This is a genomic window from Drancourtella sp. An57 (assembly GCF_002161525.1).
Taxonomy (GTDB): Bacteria; Bacillota; Clostridia; order Lachnospirales; family Lachnospiraceae; genus Sellimonas; species Sellimonas catena.
Genome location: NZ_NFHY01000012.1, coordinates 22,865 through 42,369, shown reverse-complemented (window position 1 = coordinate 42,369; position 19,505 = coordinate 22,865). Strand labels below are relative to the sequence as shown.

The window sequence follows — 19,505 nt, the reverse complement described above, 5'->3', positions numbered from 1 at the left end:
AAGTGTGAGCATTTCTTAAGCTTCCCTCACGAATTCGGGGAGATTCTGATCCGCAGGATCCCGCAGCGCGTGGAAGAAACCGTAACCCTTGGGCTCTCCCGGTTTTTCCGGCAGATCACCGTACAGGGCATTTACTCCGCATGACAATAAGACGCCGGAACAGAGCAAAACTCTGCACCGGCGCCTTATTGCCTTTAATCTGTGTACAAACCAATCAGTTTTTCCTGATAGCCTGCCTTTTTTTCTTCTCTCATTCGTTCCACTGCCGGAAGCAGCCGTGGTTCCGTAATTTTCTCCAACATTTTTATTCTCCTTTCGGAGATCGTTTCTTTCGACATCGCCTTCTCATAATCCTGACGTGTCATATGCCAGAAAATAAAATCTCCCCGGTAATACTGTTTCAGTTTTTGTGCAATTAAAAGCCCCTCCGGGTCAAAGTCTCCGGCATAGTAAACCCTGACTCCGCTCCCTGCAAGCAGATCCAGCAGAAGAAGAGAACTGAGTCTTGGCTGTCCGTTCATACACATACAGGATCGTTTTCCTTTCCATTTCCCGCAAAGGACAGAAAATACCGATGGATTCTCCACAAGAAATAATTCCTGCTCCCTGCATTCCACCCGTCCCCACTTTGCTATAGAAGCAAGCGAAACCTGCACGGCCTCCTCTTCTTCTAAATATCCGCATATTCCCCGATGCAGTTTTCCATTCTCTTTCCACGCACGAATTCCAAAAACAGTAGTGTAATTCGATACATCATCTTTTAAGATTCCTGCCTGAAGATACAGTTTCTGAGTGTGAAGTGCCGGAAAGATGTTATGATTCGGCTGACAGGACTCTTCCTTACTGTTGTTTTGTCCATTCTGATTCTGCCTGGCAAACCAGTTCAAAATGAGTGCAAGAAGCGCACTGTCCTGTTCTCCACGGTCAAATGCGTGCGGATTTCCTGTTACCTTTGCCGCAAATACAGCTTGATATTCCACGTTCCCTTTCCAGTATGGGAGCGCATTGATCATCCGGACAACCATGGAAACCTGTTTTCGGATCTCATGTTCACTGCTTTTTGACTCGCCACAGCGTTTTTTCAAATAGCGGTATATCTCCTTCACACAGGCAGAAACATCAGAACTGACGCCTTTTTCCAACACGTCCTCAAGATTCTTAATCCAGCCGGCTGCAGGTGTTCCTTCCGCTTCTTTCCCTGCCTGTTTCAGGATCCTTTTCCACATCTGTTCATATAATCTTTTTTCTTCGCTTTTTGCCTCCGGCTTTTTATCGAAATAGATTTCCAGAACTTTCTCCGGCGAAATTTCGCCAAATCTGCTGCTCTCCCATGCTTTCCTGAATTTTGCCGCAGAAATCGAGGCACTCTTTTTCCCGTGAAAATTTTTCCCGAAAAAACCTTCCAGCTCTTCCCGTTCATGCTCTGTCAGATTTCGTAATTCTATTGTGCCGGTAAACATACCGTAAGATTCATACTTTTTCCAGAATCCTTCCAACAGTCTTTTAAATATTTTTTGTTCTTTTAAATATGTGCGGCATTCATTTTCAAGCTTCTGCTGCCCGCTGTTCCATCTCCTCTTCATCTTCCATCAATTCCTTTGTCTTTCCATTCCAAAGATACGGCATCACGGTCACAAACTTTGCATTCTCCGGACGGATCAGCTGATAAATCGCAAGAGCGTCCAATGTGTCGCAGTCTCCCCAGAGTACCTGAGAATTGATCAGAAAATCAAACTGAAATTCTGCCATCAGCCGGAACATGTCTCTGATATTCCGGTTATCCACACCCGCAAATGCTTCATCCAGAGAAATCAGCCTCGGAGCGTCTGCCCGCCCGCCTTCATATTTCGCAACCACAGCCGAAAACAGCGGTACATACATTGCCATCGCCTTTTCTCCCCCGCTGAATGTTCCAAACATACTGTTCGTCAGCTCTTTGACCTTTTCGCCGCCTTTTTGGAAAAACAGCTGGAATTCAAACCATTTCCGGTAATCCAGCGTCTCCTTCATTACCTGATAGAACGAAACCATTCCGCCACTGTCTCTTGCATTTTTCCGCGCTTCCTCTACTTTTGAACGGAAGTGCATGGAAAGGCGTTCTGCCTCCTCTTCCCGCATCAGCCGGTAGTCTTTTTTCAAAAGATCGACCAGTTCTTTCGTATCCAGCTGTCCCTCTGTTTCCGCCGTCCGGCTTCTCCAGCGAAGACTGAGTTTAAGTCCACTTGACGTATTCATCGCTCCCATGAGCTGATTCATGTTTTCCACCCAGGAAATAGAACTGTTAATTTTTCCGCGGATTTTCCGGCTGATCGTATTTGCCAGAATATCTTCAAAAAGCTCCCTGTCCCCTTCACGGATCAGGTCTGTCAGATCCTGAATCTCTTCCTCCAGATATCCAAGAAGTTTTCCAAATGGAATCACCGCCCCCTGATATCTTGCCGACATATCAATTCTCTTTGGAGACGGCATCCCTTCTTTAATCTCCCTGTCCCCAAACAGCTCTGTCTGCATCGGCTGATAGTCATTTAAAACACCCCTGTTTTCAAAGTAAACCTGATTCAGTTCCTGAATAATACTGTTTCGATCCATTTTCTGGCAGTCTGCATTGAGGACTCTTCTGACCTCTTCCGGTTTTTCTTCCGATTCTTTCCCGAATCCCGCATATCCCAGGAACAGTTCTTCCTCAAAACAGGTCTTCAAATACTCTTCTTTGTCCTCGAATTCCCGTTTTTTGTCCTCCAGTTTTTCTATCTGATCCTTGATTCCCCGGATTTGTTCTTCTTTCTGCGCCTTTTCCTGCACGCATTTTTCCAGTTTTTTCGGATAAGCATTCAACCATGTAACGCAGGCATCCAGCCGTTCTTTGATTTTCTCATAATCCGTCAGCTTCAACTGTTCCCTGACCGAATCATATTCTGCCTTTTCTTTATTCAGCTGCCTTTCTACAATCCCAATGTCGTAGCGGATCTGATCCATGTCAAAGTCCAGTCCTTCCAGCTGCCCGTCCAGCTCTTTTTCATAACGAATCATCTGGATATAGACCTCATGGCCGGCTTTTAGCTGGTAAAAAGCTTTTTCATACATTCTGGAAGCGGTATCCGCTTTCTGGAACACATCAAGCCGGCATGTCAGATACAGTTTATCCGCAATTTCTCCTGCCTTTGTTTTCAGCTCTCTTAGCTCTGCGGCCGCTGTTCCAATCTCTCCTTCCAGCCGGCTTCCCTCTTCCTTCAGTTTCTTTTCTTTCTCTTCCGCATCTGTCAGCATTTTCCAGGAAGTGCGAAGATCCTGATCGCCCGGGAGCGCCTGGTATTCTTTTTCCAGAAGTTCCATCCGTTTTTTCAAAACAGCTGTTTCTTCTTTCAGAGACGTTATCTCTTCCTGAAGCACATTCAGCCGCTCCTCGCACAGGCGGATTTTTTCCTGCCGGTTTCTCTCTCTTGCCTGCGTACCGAGAAACCCTGCTTCATAGTTTCCGGTCACGGTTCCCGTCAGCACGCCGATCTGATAAATTCCTTCTTTCGTTACCGCCGTATTTCCCTGCGCATCCCCGCCGTAGGCAATCCGCCCCAGAATATTCGTGATAGTTTGATTAAAGAAAAGATTGTTTACCGTGTCGTTGAGATCCAGTACTGAAAGAAGGCTTTGCTCTACATGTCCTTTCTGTACAAACAGATACTTGTCACACCCTGTCGTATCAAGATGCAGAACCTGATCTTTGTAAGCTTCATCGATGACAAGCGCATCCAGAATCCCCATATAAGCCAGCGCCTCTTCCAGGTGGTCGCAATCTTCCTTGCTCAGATTCTGTCCGAATTCAATGACTTTATAAAACTCCTGATATGGAATCTGTTTTTCCTGAAGTACACGGCGGTTTTCCAGAACCGCCTCACTCCGTTCAGGTTCCGGTTCCTTTTTGTTCTGCCAGTCAGACAGTTCCCCCTTTGTCTCCTCGTACTCCTTTATCAGATCATGACTTTTTATCTCCCGTTCCCGCTTCTTCCGGTCAAGTTCTTCCCGTTTTCGCATCCAGATATCTGCCGTCTGTGTCCGAACCTCTGCGAAATCTGAATGTTCCCCATAGTGTTCTGCGAATCCGGAGATTGCTTTCAACACGTCCTGAGGAATAAGCAGTTCCTCATTATTGCCCGCCCATTTATACAGAGACTCTTTCCATTCATTCTGTACCTGAATAAGCAGAATTTCCTGCTCCTGCACCTTCCTGGCCGCCAGATCTTCTTCTCTTTGATGGCGTTCTCTCTGCAGACGCAGTCCCTCCAGATACCGCTCTTTTCCATCAGCCATCCGGAGAATTTCCAGTCCCTCACTGATCCTCTTTTGTGTCATATCCAGCTGTGTCTGATGACTGTCAAAGCCGTACGGCTCTTCTAAATGCTGCAAAAGTTCATCCGCAAAAAATGTATGCTCTTCAAATGCCATGTCCCCCGCATTTTCATCCATTTCTTCTAAAAGATGCCCAATCTCACTTCTCTTTTCAAATGCCTTATCTTCTTCCTGCTTCTTTTTCTTCTCTGTCTCAATATATGTGTCCTGCTTGTCCGCAAGCTGCCCTTTCTTTTTTTGAAGCTGAATTTCCTGATCAGAAATCCTCTTTCCCAATTCCACTTCCCGTTCTTTTAAACCGACAGCGTCACTTTTCTTCAGAGAATCTCTTTCTTTTTCCATCGTCTCCCGTCCGGCATCCAGCTTTTCTTGTTCAGCGATGAGTTCCTGCACCCGTTCCTGATGTTTCTGAAGCAGCTGCTCATCTTCTTCCTGCTCTCTTTTTGTGTCATTGAGCCGTTTCTTTGCTTCGCAGTAATTCTGGACTTTCTCATAAAGTACCAGTCGATTATACTTCTCAAATACCCTGTTGATCTTTTCCGCAGCCTGTTTCCCTTCCCGGCGCGCTTTCAGATTCATGTTCATGGTGTCCATATTTTCAATTGCTTCCGACATCGGCAGAAGATCCTCGTCTGACAACGGCTGCAGGGAATCGCTCAAAATTTCATTGATAATTGACGGTTTAAAATCTTTTGACAGTTTCGGTGTACGCAGCTGAATCAAGAGATCGATCATCTCTTTGTATTCTTCCACATTCTCAAAGCCAAAAATCTGACGATTGACATATTCCATATACTCTGCCTGCCGTTCTATAACCCGGCCCCCATCTCCAATCCGGTTTTCCAGTTCTCTTTTGGAAAGAGTGATCTTCTCATCCAGTTCTTTATAAAGCCAGAAATCCTTTCCGATTCTTCTTCCGTCTGTGATGGCAAAATACCATTTATCCAACGGCTTTCCTTTTCTGGCACGAATCCCCATCCCGATCGTCAGATAGTTCTCGCTGTCACATCGTTTAAACTCCAGATAGAGATATCCTGTCCTCTCTTCTCTCTCATCTCCCTCTTCCAGAAGATAGCTGCTCATTTTCCGGTCTCTCGATCCGAAAGGATCCAACCGTTCCGGATTCATATTGCCGTCCAGCAGAAGAGGAATCACACTCTGCATTGTTACTGACTTCCCCGAACCATTGGAACCCCTGAGAAGCATTCTCCCTTTCGCAAAAGAAAACTCCTGCTCATCATAGTACCAGAAATTGATCAAACCGATCTTGTTCGCCTGCCATCTACTGTTCATCTCTATCTCCTCCTGCGTAATCTGCCGGGTATCTTCCCTGTATTTTTCCTGCTGCCGGATAGATGCCAACCATGTGATCCTTCTCCATTACCCGGATAAAACTCCAGATCCGCATTTCTTCCATCATGGTTTCTACATATTCTCCTTCCTGCATTTCCCGAAACTGCTTGGTAAATCCATTTCCATACGTTCTCTTCACTTCTTTTAGAAGTCTCTCAAATTCCATCTGATCTACCAGGATCATCTCATCTGTCTCTGCTTTCCAGATTCCTTCTTCAACTTTCCGCCTTACTTCCCGGCACACAAGCAGAATCATGTCTGATACTGCATTATTTCCCGGAAATTGTATTCCAAGCCTGCTTCCTTCCTGCGGAAGGGCATAAGCGCTGCCTCTGTGAATATGCAGATCACAGTCCAGATGTTCATTCAAATCTTCTGCCAGACGTCTTCCATAATATTTCAGATATTCGAAATCCTCCGCTGTTCCCTCGCTTCTGTACATTCCGGGTGAAAACAAAAGACGCTTATAGACACGGTGTCTCCTGGCAATTCCCCGGTCTTCATCCACGCCAAACCACTCGCTTTCCAAAAAATCCTCCGGTTCAGAATAAGACATAATATCTGTAGAGAAATTTTTCATAAAATACCTGGACGCTCCTGTATTTTCATAAAGGACCTGCCCATTTTGATCTTCCATAAAATTTTCATCATTCCCGTCTGTTACCTGAATAATCCCCTGCGTCTTTGCATAACGCATCACCTTCACCAGCCTCCGCCTGTGCGTGTAGAGTGTCCAATCCACCTTTTCTGCCGGCATATTAGCGGAAATATAATCCGTCAGCATAGAAATCGTAAACTGATATTCTGTATCTTTATCCTCCAGAAACATCAACAGTACACAAAGAAAGGCATATTCCTCTCTGGATGTAAACTCCCGGATTCCCATCCATTCCTCCGGCACTGCCGGAATCTTCTCCATTTTGATCAGCAGCGAATTGGCAATGATCTGGCAGCCCATTTTTTCTGTTGCAAACTTCCGTATTTCACCTGCCGCATCCCTCAGCCTGTAATACAGTTCTTTCTCTTCCGCCTTTAATACCCATCTTCGATTCATTAAAATCTCAAGTTCTTCTCTCATTACTCATCCTCTTGAAATACAATACTGATTTTTGGCATCGTAAAATTTCCATCTTCACAGTGAACCCCACACTTCTCCTGCGCATATTTCATATCAAGTACAAACCGTCTGCCATCATCGGTCCGTGCAGAATATTCTGCATCTTCCATCGCATCGGACAGCCATCTTAAAAGGATCTCTCTGACTCTTGGTTCAATTACCGGAAGTGTGGAAAAATCAATTCTTCCATTCTGAATCAGCTCTCCTGCCTTTTCCCTGTCTTCTTTGATCTGCTTTAACATCTGCTCACGCACCCTGGCTTTTTCTGTTCCATGGTCACGAAGACCGCTTCTTATACTCTTTTCCCGATATGTCCGGATCCTCGGTTTTAATACGAACTCCTCCGGAGCTTCCTCATACACGGTCGTATTCATACTGTCTGTCTCACGTTCTTTTTTTACATTCAAATGGAATGGTTTCTCCAATCCGAAAATCATTGCCGCCATCTTATGCGCCTGCTGCACGTCCTCACAGGCCATAAAGATAGACGCCGCCTTTTTATATTCTTCCTTGCGGTTTGCTCCAAGAGCATTCCTCTCACTGATCTGTGCCGCGTACCGGGTGATCTTTCGAATAATTTCGTTCGTAGCATCAAACAGTTTTCCCGCCTCATTCTCCTGGCCATTCTCCGGAACAAACCAGTCATAGATACTTTGAAATCTGCCGTAAATATTATCAGCAATCAACGTCTCTGACATTTCCACATCTATTCTTGGTATTGACATCGAATACTGTACTACCTTATTCAAGACAGTCTCTTTCGTTTCTTCCGGCAGTCCCCGGATTTCTTCCTCAATGATTCCCACATTTCTCTGCAGTCCTTTGATAAAATTCCTCAGATATTCAATCAAACGGTCTTTGAATCCAAGAAATGCCCGTGTCCTCATCATCTCTTCCGCTCTTACGCTGTTCAGGTCCCGGATATAATCCTGGTAATTCTGATTCAGCCGGATGAAATCATTATTGAGATCTGTCCACCACGTGTAAACTGCATCTAATGGTTCCGATACCATCTGCGGAAATCTCCCTACATTGATCCGGATCCGTTCCAAAAGCGTCGGTTCCAATGATGCTCCCTCAATAAACAAATTTTCCAGTCTGAGAACCAGTCTCTCAATCTCCACACTGTATTCTGACATCTGATACCGGAACCTGCGGTTACTGAACTCCTCCAACGATGTGACTTTCCGCGTATCCTGATCCGCAGTCAGATTTTTCCAGGCAGTCAACGCATTTAAATCCTGCTGACACTGCTCCATCTTATAATCAGCAAAATATGGATCCTGTTTTAATTCGTCATAAACTTCCTCCTGATACATCCAATATTTTAACTTTTCATAATTATCAAAAAAAATACGCATAATGCACCGATACCGGTCCACATTATCCGCATTTAAATATTTTACTTCTGTTAACGGCTTCGTAAGTTTATCTGTCACGTACATTTCCAGCGTCCTCCTAAAACAGACTCTGGAATTATTATAAACTGTCATCTACAGATTCACAAGGAAAAGAAAAAATATCCTACACAGCGCTATTCCATCCATTTCTGAATCAGCCTGATTTTCTCCTGATATTCGTTCAGCTCCCGGATTGCTTTTTCTACTTCTTGCTTTCCAAGGAGAATTTCGTCGTCATCTGCTACTTCAATCCCAAGTGCACGTTTTATATTGTATGCAAGCCATCCAAGCATTCCAGAACATCCTCCGGCAGATACCTCTCCCATTTATACATTGGCATCATTTCTTCTGTATCCTTTATTTGCCATGCATTCTCTGCAAGCTTATGCATGATCCCAAGTATCTCACCAATTTTCGCACAATGCCTTTCCTGAATTTCAGGCGGAAATACAGAATTTCCCTCCACCCACGGAAATACCATATAAAATTTACCGTCTATGGTGCAGACTTTTTCACCATTCACTTCCAACGCTGTCACTGCCGGAATCTTTTTGCTGAAAAATACGGCAATCTTTTCCGAACGGATTGTATTTTCAAGCACACCTGGCCGTTTCATAATCTCACTGTTCAAAACTTTTACCGCAAATACACCTTCCGCTGTGCATACCCTGTACATTTTATGAAGAAGTCCGCCTGTAATTTCTACAGGTTCCTCAAGCGCTTCACCTATGCCAAGTAAATTTGTGTTCAACTGACTTTTCATAGCTGGTCTCCACTCAAATATCTGTAAATATTAAAATCAAAGAAGTTTTGCAAGTATCTTCTATGTTTATTCCTAAAACTCATACCGTTAATCAACTCAAGACTATGCTCGTAAATTACTATTCGCTCATCCTTTAAGAGCGAATAATTCAGATCTTCTTATAAACACTACTTTTAGTAGCGTACATCTTCTTTATAATTCCTAAATTACATAAAGCCTTTATATATCTTCTGACTTTCCAAAATATCCAATTTACTTTATCCATCAAATGGTAACCACAATGATTACAATTTATCATCCCTGCCTGCCACATCATAAATTGCTTTTTTTAAACAATCATATCCATTTTCGGCAGTCAAATCTATGCAATTTCTCGATTTTAAAAAATCGGGCAATGGTAATTCTCCTTTATCAGTTCGTTCACTTGCAACAGGAATATATCTATCCTGCAATGGTTCATTTCTGATTTGATTTAATATCAAGCCTGATTCATATCCTACACCGCCTGATCTTGAATTTGCTTTTTGAGCATAATCACTATTGCATACGATTATAACAGCGTCAACTTCGCGTAACGACAAAGCCTGTTCCATGAAATAATTCATATCCTGACCAGGATGAAGATCCTTTTTATCATAAATTACATGAATACTATCTTTTTCCAATTTTTCTATTAAAGAAAAAACATTTTTTTGATTCTCTGGTGGATTCCAACTATAGGATATAAATACTGTTGGATTATTCTTTTTCTTTGATGAAAAATATGGTTTCAGGTCTTCTAAATTTGTTTTTTTTATTGTCCAATGTGTTCGGTTCCATTCCCATGTTCCCATATCCAATAAGTTTGTCAATTGTGATAAATCGTCATAGCATATTCTCTCCTCTGTTAATGAATAATCAAGACGTATATTTGTTTGCTGCACTTGGATATTAGTAATGCGTCCAATGAGAGCATCCTGCTTCAGCGGCTTTTCGGCTTTGGCAGTACCGATGCCAGAATACTTCCCAGAAGTGTAGCGGCACCGATCACGGCATTCACCAGTCCCATCGCAGTTTGGCTTCCGCCTTTTCTGGAGAGCATCATTGCCGGAAGGGCCGCATCATAGATGGATGCCACCAGATTAATTGCCGCAAGAAACAGAATCAGTCCAAAGATTCCTTTTTCTGTTCTGAGATATGCGATTCCTTTCCCTGCAGATATAAGCAACGATTCGTTCCCCGGCGCTTCTTCCGTCTCTTCTGGAATTTGAATTCCAAACGCCAATGTCATAAATGCCGCTCCAAATGTAAACAGGTCAAATGCAATCACCGCATCCATTCCTGCGATTCCCAGTACAGCCGTTGCTATAATCGGCGTAAGAATCGAATTCAAAGCATTGGCCAGATACCGCATGCCTCCGACTTTCTGATAATACTTTGGCGGCAGAATTCTCGTCACGGCCACCTCGGATGCCGGCTGCTGTACCGTATTCATCAGTCCGTTGACAATATTGATCAGATAAAGATGTCCTACCTGCAGCGTCTGCTGTTTCATGAGAACCAGCATTACCACGGTGGATACCGCCGCGACCGTATCGCAGACTAACATTGTCGCCTTCTTATTCCAGCGGTCGCTCAACGCCCCGGCAAAAATGCTGAAGATGACATATGGCGCATAAGAGCAGACCATTAATAATGATGTCATCAGAGCCGATTGTTTCTGTGTATAGGACCAGATTACAAGTGCATAACTGGTCATCGCACTTCCCAGTGCGGAGAATGCCTGTGTCCCCCACAGCATGAGAAATGGTTTCATTTCGTGTAATGTTGTTTTATATGTTTTCATAAGACTTTGCTCCTTTTTTTCTTTCTTCCCGGCAAAGTCTCTGACTGATCATCTTACTCCATGCAATGTGATCTTACAAGACTTTGCATGGAGATAATGCAATGCATAATCTCATTGTTGCTCCCTCTTTCTACTCTTTCAATCTGTTATTTTCCCATCCATTTACGAATCAGTTCCATCTTCCCAGTGCCCGGTCTCTCTGTTATGCTTTGTGGTTTCATAACTTCCCCCATTCGTAAATTATATTCTCATTATACAGTCCTTCTTCTTTTTTTACAAATACCGAATCAAAAAAAGACCGTATTCCGGTGCTTTTTATACCTGAATACGGTCTAAATAATTTAGAATCTTTATGCAATGGCACCTCATCCATCATGCCAGTCCATGCTCTTCCAGCCACACCATCCATGTATTTTTGCCTTCCCGCATTTTCCGGGATCTCACAGTGAACTCCAGAATCGTAAGTCCTGTAAATACAAGGAACAAAATCAGCAGGAAAATGAGACATCCTCGGATACTCTCGCCGCCGCTTATGGTACTGCGGAACGCCTGCACCGTATAGGTAAACGGCACCCAGTCATGAAGATACGGCACAAATGATCCGGACAGTTCATAAGGGTACGTACCTGCAGAACCGGCCAGCTGGATCACCATGAATATCAGCATCAGGAAACTTCCTACACGGCCCAGCAGACTGGTAAAGAAGTACATCACCGACATAAATGCAAGCGATGCTCCACACGCTACCAGAACGGTCTTTCCAATTTCCACAGGAGTAAAACCATCAAATATATGGAGTGCACCAATCATAACTACCGCCTGTAGAACTGCTGTCAGATAGAGCACAGATGCCTTGCTGATCCACCAGCGGAAGCCGGATTTCATTTTTCCTCCATAACTGGTCAGCGGATACATCAGGCTGAACGCAATGCAGCCGACCCACAGCCCTACAGACATCATATACGGCGCCATTGCATGGCCGTTGTTGGCAACCTCCGTGATCTGTGTCTCTTCTGTATCTACCGGTGCGGCAAACATATCCGTCGCCTCATCTGACGTATTCGTTTCCCGGATCTTCTCCGCACCGCTTCCCAGTTCTTTTGACAACGTATCCGCACCCTCCGAAACCTGATCGATCCCATCGCCCAGTTCGCGACTGCCGTCAGAAAGTTGTTCCGCTCCTTTGCTGATCTGGCCGGCTCCGTCTGTCAACTTTGCCGCCCCCTCCGTCAGTGCTTTACTGTTCAAAGTAAGCTTTCCGGCTCCGGAAACAAGTGTATCCGTTCCGTCTTTCAGCTTCGTACTTCCCTGTGCCAACGCCCCAAGGCCACTGTTCAGTTCCGCAGCTCCTTTCCGGAGCGCTGATGTTCCCTGCTTCTGAAGCTGATCTGCTCCTGAAGCAGCAGCGGAAATTCCTCTCACCAGTACCGGAGCCTGCTCTGCCAGTGCGGACGTCCCGGACTGAAGCTGTCCGATCCCGTTTTTCAGGGAATCCGCACCATTCTGCACAGTGGAAATACCATTCTGAAGTTCCGGGATCTTCGATGCAAGCTGTGTGCTTCCTGCTGCCGCTTCATCAACACCGTATGTATAATCGGAAACACCTGCAGACAATATTTCTGCCTGTTGCTGTACTGCTGCAATCTGTGTCCTCAGTTCTTCCGGTACGCCTTCTGCTCCGGCAAGTGCCGCCAGCGCCTGGCTGATCCCGGCCGCCCCATTACGCAACGACCGGGAACTGGAAGCAGCAGACTGCAGACCGGAGCTAAGAGAATCCGCTCCATCCTTCAAGTTGGCCGCTCCTTCAGACAGAGCTGTAATCCCGCCTGAAAGCTGTTTTGCTCCGTCATTTAAAGAAGCTGCTCCGTCATTCAGCGCATCTGCCGCATCCGGAAGGGCAGATGCGGCCACATTCAGTTCGGACAGTCCGGCGTTGAGAGCAGTCATATTATCATCCACATCCGCCGCACCGGCTGCCAGATCGGAGCCGCCTTTCTGTGCATCATTTACGCCGCTGTCCAGCGCATTTACACCGTTTTGCAATTCTTCTGCTCCTGCTGCCGCCGCACTGACTCCATCTGTATACTGCTCAAGCCCTACTTCTAATTCCTGACTTCCATCCGCGAATACCAGAGCGCTCTTGGAAAGAATCTGCAGATTGTCAGTAATCGTCCGATTTCCGTCGGCCAACTGATCCGCCCCGTCTTTCAATTCACCAGAACCGTCAGCTGCCTCCTGCATTCCGTCCCCCACTTCCGCAAGTTTATCAAACAGGACTTCTGTATACGTCCTGGTAACCTCTTCCCGTACTGAACTTTCCAGTTCTTTCATCGCCGTCTCGCTCATCTTGGATGCGATATAATTTGTTCCCGGATTCGTTTCATAGGACAACGTCATCTTTTCCGGGTTCGCATCCGTCAGCGATGCGGCATGAGCTGAAAACTCTTCCGGTATGGTAATAACCATATAGTATGTACCATCCTTAAGTCCTTTCTGCGCTTCTTTGTCTGACGGGAACTGAAAGTCAAGAGAATCGTTGTCTTTCAGTTCGTCCATCAATGTGCCGCCAATATCCAGCTTCTGATCTGCATAAGTCACCGGAACGTCATGATTGATGACAGCCACCGGAAGCTTATCAAGATTTCCGTATGGATCCCACATAGATCCAAGGAAAAGTGTCGTATAGATTGTCGGGATCGCGATGACCGCGACTGTAACAATCAGTAAAATCTTATTTTTGAACAGACTGTGCCATTCCTGCCTCAACATCTTTTTTCTCCTCTCTTTTTGCAACATTAATTCCATTAATAGATATTGTGTTGATTTTTCTATCACCATGAATTATAGTAAAATCAGAAAAGAGATACAACCATTAATGTGACGGCTCTCTGTCTGTTAATGGATAAGCAAACGACATAATGTCTATTATTTTAAGAGGAGGATTTATTTCATGCCAAAAACTATGGACCGGCGGATTCGCAAGACAAGAGCCCAGCTCCGTCAGGGGCTGGCCGAACTTCTGAAAGAAAAAAGCTTAAAGGAGATCACCATTAAAGAACTCGTAGAAAAAGTGGACATTAACCGCTCCACCTTCTATTTACACTATACGGATATCTATGACATGATGGAAAAGATTGAAAATGAACTGACCGGGGAGATTGAAGATCTGATCCATACCCATCCGGTCAGCCCTTTCAATGAGGACAGCTTCCCGTTCATCGAAGACATTTTCTCTATCCTTGCGGAAAACCGTGATATTTGTGCCGCCCTCCTGGGACCTAACGGAGACATCTCTTTCCTGCACCGGATTGAGAATATTCTTTCCGAACACAGTCTGAATGCTCTGAAAAAAACATTTCCGGGGAAGATGGATGATCTGACATATTATTATGCCTTTTGTCTTTCCGGCTGCATCGGTCTGGTCAAGACCTGGCTGTCAGAAGAATCCTCCGCAAGCCCCCAGCATATGGCTGAACTTACATTTAAACTCATTATGAATACACTGAGAGGTTTCTATCCGGACTTTTCCGTAAGACATTCCTGATATTTACGAAAAGATAAAGCTTAAAAAGGGATTGCCGTTCGGCAATCCCTTAAATCTTCGCTATATTCGATTACTCGATGATTGTAGCAACACGTCCAGATCCTACTGTACGTCCACCTTCACGGATAGCGAAACGAAGTCCCTGCTCCATAGCTACTGGATGGATCAGTTCAACTGTCATTTCTACGTTATCTCCAGGCATGCACATTTCTGTTCCTTCCGGAAGTTCGCAAACACCTGTTACGTCTGTTGTTCTGAAGTAGAACTGTGGACGGTAGTTGTTGAAGAATGGAGTATGACGTCCACCTTCATCTTTTGTCAGAACGTAAACCTGAGCTGTAAATTTGTGGTGGCATGTTACAGAACCTGGTTTACAAAGAACCTGTCCTCTTTCGATTTCTGTTCTCTGAACACCACGAAGCAGAGCACCGATGTTGTCACCAGCCTGAGCTTCATCAAGAAGTTTACGGAACATTTCAACACCTGTTACAACAACTTTACGTGTTTCTTCATGGATACCAACGATTTCTACTTCATCAGATACGTGAAGTGTACCACGTTCTACTCTACCTGTAGCAACTGTACCACGTCCTGTGATAGAGAATACGTCTTCGACCGGCATAAGGAACGGTTTGTCTGTGTCACGTTCCGGATCCGGAATGTAGCTGTCAACAGCATCCATAAGTTCCATGATCTTGTCTCCCCATTCTCCGCTCGGATCTTCCAGAGCTTTCAGAGCAGATCCTCTGATGATCGGAGTGTCATCTCCCGGGAATTCATACTCGTCAAGGAGTTCACGGATTTCCATTTCTACTAATTCAAGAAGTTCTTCGTCGTCTACCATATCACATTTGTTCATGAATACAACGATGTAAGGTACACCTACCTGACGGGACAGAAGGATGTGCTCTCTTGTCTGAGCCATAACACCATCTGTAGCAGCTACTACAAGGATAGCTCCGTCCATCTGAGCTGCTCCTGTGATCATGTTCTTAACGTAGTCAGCATGACCCGGGCAGTCAACGTGTGCGTAGTGACGTTTCTCTGTTTCGTACTCTACGTGAGCTGTGGAGATTGTGATACCACGTTCTCTTTCTTCTGGTGCTTTATCGATATTTTCGAAATCTACTGCAGCGTTACCAGCAACTCTTTCTGCAAGAGTTTTTGTGATAGCAGCTGTTAAAGTAGTTTTACCATGGTCAACGTGTCCGATTGTACCAATATTACAATGTGGTTTTGTTCTTTCAAATTTAGCCTTTGCCATTTGAATAATCCTCCTTAATTCTACCCTCAAGCAGGGCAATTTTTTTAATTTAAAAGTTTACTCAGCTATATCTGATTATATTTCAAAACTGCTGAATTTTCAAGCCTTTTTAAGCTTTTTTATTGGATAATACCTTTTCCTGTACATTCTTCGGTACCTGCTCATATTTCTCAAAGAACATAGAGTAGTTACCACGTCCCTGTGTTCTGGAACGAAGATCTGTAGAGTATCCGAACATTTCAGAAAGCGGTACATATGCACGTACAATCTTTCCGCCGCCCAGGTCATCCATTCCTTCGATACGTCCACGACGGGAGTTGATGTCACCGATAACATCACCCATATATTCTTCCGGCATTGTTACTTCTACTTTCATGATAGGTTCAAGAAGTACCGGAGCTGATTTTGCCATCGCATCCTTGAATGCAAGGGAACCAGCGATATGGAATGCCATTTCGGAAGAGTCGACTTCATGGTAGGATCCATCGTATACATTTGCGTGGATACCAACAACCGGGAATCCTCCAAGGATACCGGATTTCATAGCTTCTTCGATACCTTCACCTACTGCCGGAATATATTCCTTCGGAATAGCACCGCCGACAACAGTGGATTCGAATTTATATGTTTCTTCACCGTTGACATCCATTGGCTCGAATTTAACTTTACAATGTCCGTACTGTCCACGTCCACCGGACTGTTTAGCGTACTTGCTGTCTACATCAACCGGTTTGGTGAAAGTTTCTTTGTAAGCAACCTGAGGTGCACCTACATTAGCCTCTACCTTGAATTCACGGAGAAGTCTGTCTACGATGATTTCAAGATGGAGCTCACCCATACCGGCGATGATGGTCTGTCCTGTCTCATGGTCTGTATGAGCACGGAATGTCGGGTCTTCTTCTGCAAGTTTTGCAAGAGATTCACCAAGTTTGCCCTGAGAAGCTTTTGTCTTCGGCTCGATAGCAAGCTCGATAACCGGTTCCGGGAATTCCATGGATTCAAGGATTACCGGGTGCTGATCGTCACAGATTGTATCTCCTGTTGTGGAGAATTTGAATCCGATCGCTGCAGCGATATCTCCAGAGTAAACTTTGTCAAGTTCTGCTCTCTTGTTGGCATGCATCTGAAGGATACGTCCAACACGTTCTTTTTTATTCTTTGTCGCGTTCAGGACATAAGAACCGGAGTTCATTGTTCCTGAATATACACGGAAGTAAGCAAGCTTACCTACGAACGGGTCTGTCATGATCTTGAATACGAGAGCGGAGAACGGCTCTTCGTCAGAAGAATGTCTCTCTACTTCGTTTCCGTCTTCATCAACACCCTTGATAGCCGGGATATCTGTCGGAGCCGGCATATACTCAAGGATTGCATCCAGAAGTTTCTGAACACCTTTGTTTCTGTAAGCAGATCCACAGCATACCGGAACAGCTGTACATTCGCATGTCGCTTTTCTCAGTACTCTCTTCAGATCTTCTACTGCCGGTTCTTCACCTTCCAGATATTCCATCATCAGGTCGTCGTCAAGTTCACAGATCTTTTCAACGAGCTCTGTACGATATAATTCCGCATCATCTTTCATTTCTTCCGGAATGTCGCATACAGTGATGTCATCACCTTTTTCATCATTGTAGATGTATGCCTGCATTTCCATCAGGTCGATGATACCTTTGAATTCGTCTTCTTTTCCGATTGGAAGCTGAAGACAGATTGCGTTTTTACCTAATCTTGTTTTGATCTGTTCAACTGCATTGTAGAAATCTGCACCCAGAATGTCCATCTTGTTGATGAAAGCCATACGAGGTACGTTGTAAGTGTCAGCCTGACGCCATACGTTTTCTGACTGAGGCTCTACACCACCTTTGGCACAGAACACACCTACAGCACCGTCAAGTACACGCAGGGAACGCTCTACTTCTACTGTGAAGTCAACGTGTCCCGGAGTATCGATGATGTTGATACGGTGCTCAAGAGCGCCCGGCTTCGGTTTCGTCTTTTCTTCCAGTGTCCAGTGACATGTTGTAGCAGCTGAAGTGATCGTGATACCTCTTTCCTGCTCCTGCTCCATCCAGTCCATGGTAGCAGTACCTTCATGTGTATCACCGATCTTGTAGTTTACACCGGTATAGTAGAGAATACGCTCTGTCAGCGTAGTCTTACCAGCATCGATGTGAGCCATGATACCGATGTTTCTTGTTCTCTCTAATGGATATTCTCTTCCAGCCAAGACTTTTTCCTCCTAAACTAATAAGATCGACTGTTTCCTGCCATATCCGGCAGAACCGTCTCCAGGGAGAATCCTTAGAAACGGTAGTGAGCAAACGCTTTGTTTGCTTCTGCCATCTTGTGCATATCTTCTTTTCTCTTCACAGATGCTCCTGTGTTGTTTGCAGCATCCAGAATTTCGTTGGCCAATCTTTCTTCCATTGTCTTTTCTCCTCTGTTACGGGAGAATGTTGTCAGCCAGCGAAGAGCTAACGCCTGTCTTCTGTCAGCACGTACTTCGATCGGTACCTGATATGTTGCACCTCCGATACGTCTTGCCTTTACTTCCAGTACAGGCATGATGTTGTTCATTGCCTCTTCGAATACTTCGATCGCCGGTTTGTCAGCTTTCTCGGCAACTCTTTCAAATGCGCCATATACAATCTTCTGTGCTACACCTTTCTTACCATCCAGCATGATGTTGTTGATAAGCTTTGTAACAACTTTGTTATTGTATAATGGATCCGCTAATACGTCTCTTTTCTGAGTATGTCCTTTACGTGGCACGGTCCTTCCCTCCTTAATCATAATTGGATTAAATCATCAGTACTCGCTTCACAGTTTGCGTTCGTGCGGCAGGGACATATCAGTATATGTCAATCCGCAACCTACTAATTTCATAGTCCTGTGATACGATAACGATTTTGTTACTTTAAACTTTTACTTATTTCTTTGCGTCTTTCGGTCTCTTAGCACCATATTTTGAACGTGCCTGACGTCTCTTTGCAACACCTGCTGTATCAAGTGTTCCGCGGACGATGTGGTATCTTGTACCTGGCAGGTCCTTAACACGGCCTCCACGGATCAGAACAACGCTGTGTTCCTGAAGGTTGTGTCCTTCTCCCGGGATGTAGCTTGTTACTTCGATTCCGTTAGACAGACGAACTCTGGCAATTTTTCTAAGAGCTGAGTTAGGCTTCTTAGGTGTAGCTGTCTTAACTGCTGTACATACACCTCTCTTCTGCGGAGCAGATGCATTGATAGCTCTTTTTCTCAGAGAGTTGTATCCTTTCTGAAGCGCCGGAGCTGTAGATTTCTTTACAGAAACCTCACGTCCTTTTTTTACTAACTGGTTGAATGTTGGCATTCCTTTCACCTCCTACGAATAATTAATAGGTTTGCTTGAAAATTTCTGATTTGCGCACAAAAATATCACGTATTTCCACACGCGCTTAATCATTGTATTACGTCTAAAAGGAAAAGTCAAGGCTTTTTACATTAATTTATCATCATTCCCATGATGTAAAGGTCATAGTAAACGCCGTTCAGAAGTGTGGAGTTTTTCCGGCATCCTTCGATCTCAAAACCGAATTTCATGTAAAGAGCAACGGCCGGAATATTGTCCGCTCTTGTATCCAGACTGATTCTGGTGGTAACGCCGTTTCCTTTGCACCAGTCGATCAGCATCCGGTTTGTCTGATTGCCTTCCAGAGAACGGATTTCATCCTCCTGCTCGCTTACAGTCATCGGATATTCATCCTTCTCAAAGCTTAAATAGCTTGTCTCTCCTCCTACATAATTGTAGAATGCCACAATCTTTTCGGCATCCTCCACTTTGGCATCTCTGTAAATAATTTCTGACATGATTGTTCCCTCCTTTTTTTCTTCTATCATATCTGATTTTTATCTT

Annotated in this window: 16 protein-coding genes; 1 reads left to right on the top strand and 15 read right to left on the bottom strand. The window is 44.7% G+C overall.

Going from position 1 to position 19,505, the window contains the following annotated elements:
- Positions 1–194: 194 nt before the first annotated feature.
- From B5G11_RS10995 to B5G11_RS10960, 10 genes are all read right to left on the bottom strand, one after another.
- Complete coding sequence (locus B5G11_RS10995; protein WP_087253590.1) at positions 195–1,583, bottom strand: TIGR02679 domain-containing protein; 1,389 nt, start codon at positions 1,581–1,583, stop codon at positions 195–197.
- The gene (locus B5G11_RS10990; protein WP_242959039.1) at positions 1,546–5,637 is read right to left on the bottom strand and encodes a TIGR02680 family protein; all 4,092 of its coding nucleotides are present in this window, start codon (positions 5,635–5,637) and stop codon (positions 1,546–1,548) included. The genes B5G11_RS10995 and B5G11_RS10990 overlap by 38 nt, the downstream gene beginning before the upstream one ends.
- Positions 5,627–6,775, bottom strand: coding sequence for a TIGR02678 family protein (locus tag B5G11_RS10985; protein ID WP_087167048.1), 1,149 nt, complete (start codon positions 6,773–6,775; stop codon positions 5,627–5,629). Before B5G11_RS10985 ends, B5G11_RS10990 begins: the two co-directional genes overlap by 11 nt.
- Positions 6,775–8,259, bottom strand: a complete 1,485-nt coding sequence (locus B5G11_RS10980) for a TIGR02677 family protein (RefSeq protein ID WP_087253585.1) — start codon at positions 8,257–8,259, stop codon at positions 6,775–6,777. The genes B5G11_RS10985 and B5G11_RS10980 overlap by 1 nt, the downstream gene beginning before the upstream one ends.
- 89 nt (positions 8,260–8,348) lie before the next feature.
- Positions 8,349–8,507 carry a hypothetical protein gene (locus tag B5G11_RS16350; protein WP_158099265.1) on the bottom strand — a complete coding sequence of 53 codons (159 nt, stop codon included), beginning with the start codon at positions 8,505–8,507 and terminating at the stop codon, positions 8,349–8,351.
- Positions 8,480–8,977: a phosphotransferase gene (locus B5G11_RS10975; RefSeq protein WP_087253582.1), complete on the bottom strand. Its 498-nt coding sequence runs from the start codon at positions 8,975–8,977 to the stop codon at positions 8,480–8,482. Before B5G11_RS10975 ends, B5G11_RS16350 begins: the two co-directional genes overlap by 28 nt.
- A 284-nt stretch (positions 8,978–9,261) precedes the next feature.
- On the bottom strand, positions 9,262–9,828 hold the full coding sequence (locus tag B5G11_RS10970) for a toll/interleukin-1 receptor domain-containing protein (RefSeq protein WP_087253579.1): 567 nt from the start codon (positions 9,826–9,828) through the stop codon (positions 9,262–9,264).
- Between the two features lie 110 nt (positions 9,829–9,938).
- Positions 9,939–10,802, bottom strand: coding sequence for an MFS transporter (locus B5G11_RS10965; protein ID WP_087253576.1), 864 nt, complete (start codon positions 10,800–10,802; stop codon positions 9,939–9,941).
- Between the two features lie 217 nt (positions 10,803–11,019).
- Positions 11,020–11,202 carry a hypothetical protein gene (locus tag B5G11_RS16345; protein ID WP_158099264.1) on the bottom strand — a complete coding sequence of 61 codons (183 nt, stop codon included), beginning with the start codon at positions 11,200–11,202 and terminating at the stop codon, positions 11,020–11,022.
- The gene (locus B5G11_RS10960; RefSeq protein WP_158099263.1) at positions 11,175–13,571 is read right to left on the bottom strand and encodes a YhgE/Pip domain-containing protein; all 2,397 of its coding nucleotides are present in this window, start codon (positions 13,569–13,571) and stop codon (positions 11,175–11,177) included. Before B5G11_RS10960 ends, B5G11_RS16345 begins: the two co-directional genes overlap by 28 nt.
- Positions 13,572–13,752: 181 nt before the next feature.
- On the opposite strand from B5G11_RS10960, the gene B5G11_RS10955 reads away from it, so the two are divergent.
- Positions 13,753–14,346 carry a TetR/AcrR family transcriptional regulator C-terminal domain-containing protein gene (locus tag B5G11_RS10955; RefSeq protein WP_087253571.1) on the top strand — a complete coding sequence of 198 codons (594 nt, stop codon included), beginning with the start codon at positions 13,753–13,755 and terminating at the stop codon, positions 14,344–14,346.
- A gap of 70 nt (positions 14,347–14,416) precedes the next feature.
- On the opposite strand, the gene tuf is transcribed toward B5G11_RS10955, so the two are convergent.
- From tuf to B5G11_RS10930, 5 genes are all read right to left on the bottom strand, one after another.
- On the bottom strand, positions 14,417–15,610 hold the full coding sequence (gene tuf, locus B5G11_RS10950) for an elongation factor Tu (RefSeq protein WP_087253568.1): 1,194 nt from the start codon (positions 15,608–15,610) through the stop codon (positions 14,417–14,419).
- A gap of 109 nt (positions 15,611–15,719) precedes the next feature.
- Entirely contained in the window at positions 15,720–17,837 is a 2,118-nt protein-coding gene (gene fusA / locus B5G11_RS10945; RefSeq protein ID WP_087167043.1) for an elongation factor G, read from the bottom strand.
- A 74-nt stretch (positions 17,838–17,911) separates the two neighbouring features.
- On the bottom strand, positions 17,912–18,382 hold the full coding sequence (gene rpsG / locus B5G11_RS10940; RefSeq protein ID WP_207651994.1) for a 30S ribosomal protein S7: 471 nt from the start codon (positions 18,380–18,382) through the stop codon (positions 17,912–17,914).
- Between the two features lie 157 nt (positions 18,383–18,539).
- A complete protein-coding gene (rpsL, locus tag B5G11_RS10935) occupies positions 18,540–18,962 on the bottom strand; it encodes a 30S ribosomal protein S12 (protein WP_087167041.1) in 423 nt (140 codons plus the stop codon).
- A 131-nt stretch (positions 18,963–19,093) separates the two neighbouring features.
- On the bottom strand, positions 19,094–19,459 hold the full coding sequence (locus B5G11_RS10930) for a GNAT family N-acetyltransferase (RefSeq protein ID WP_087253565.1): 366 nt from the start codon (positions 19,457–19,459) through the stop codon (positions 19,094–19,096).
- Between the last annotated feature and the right edge of the window lie 46 nt (positions 19,460–19,505).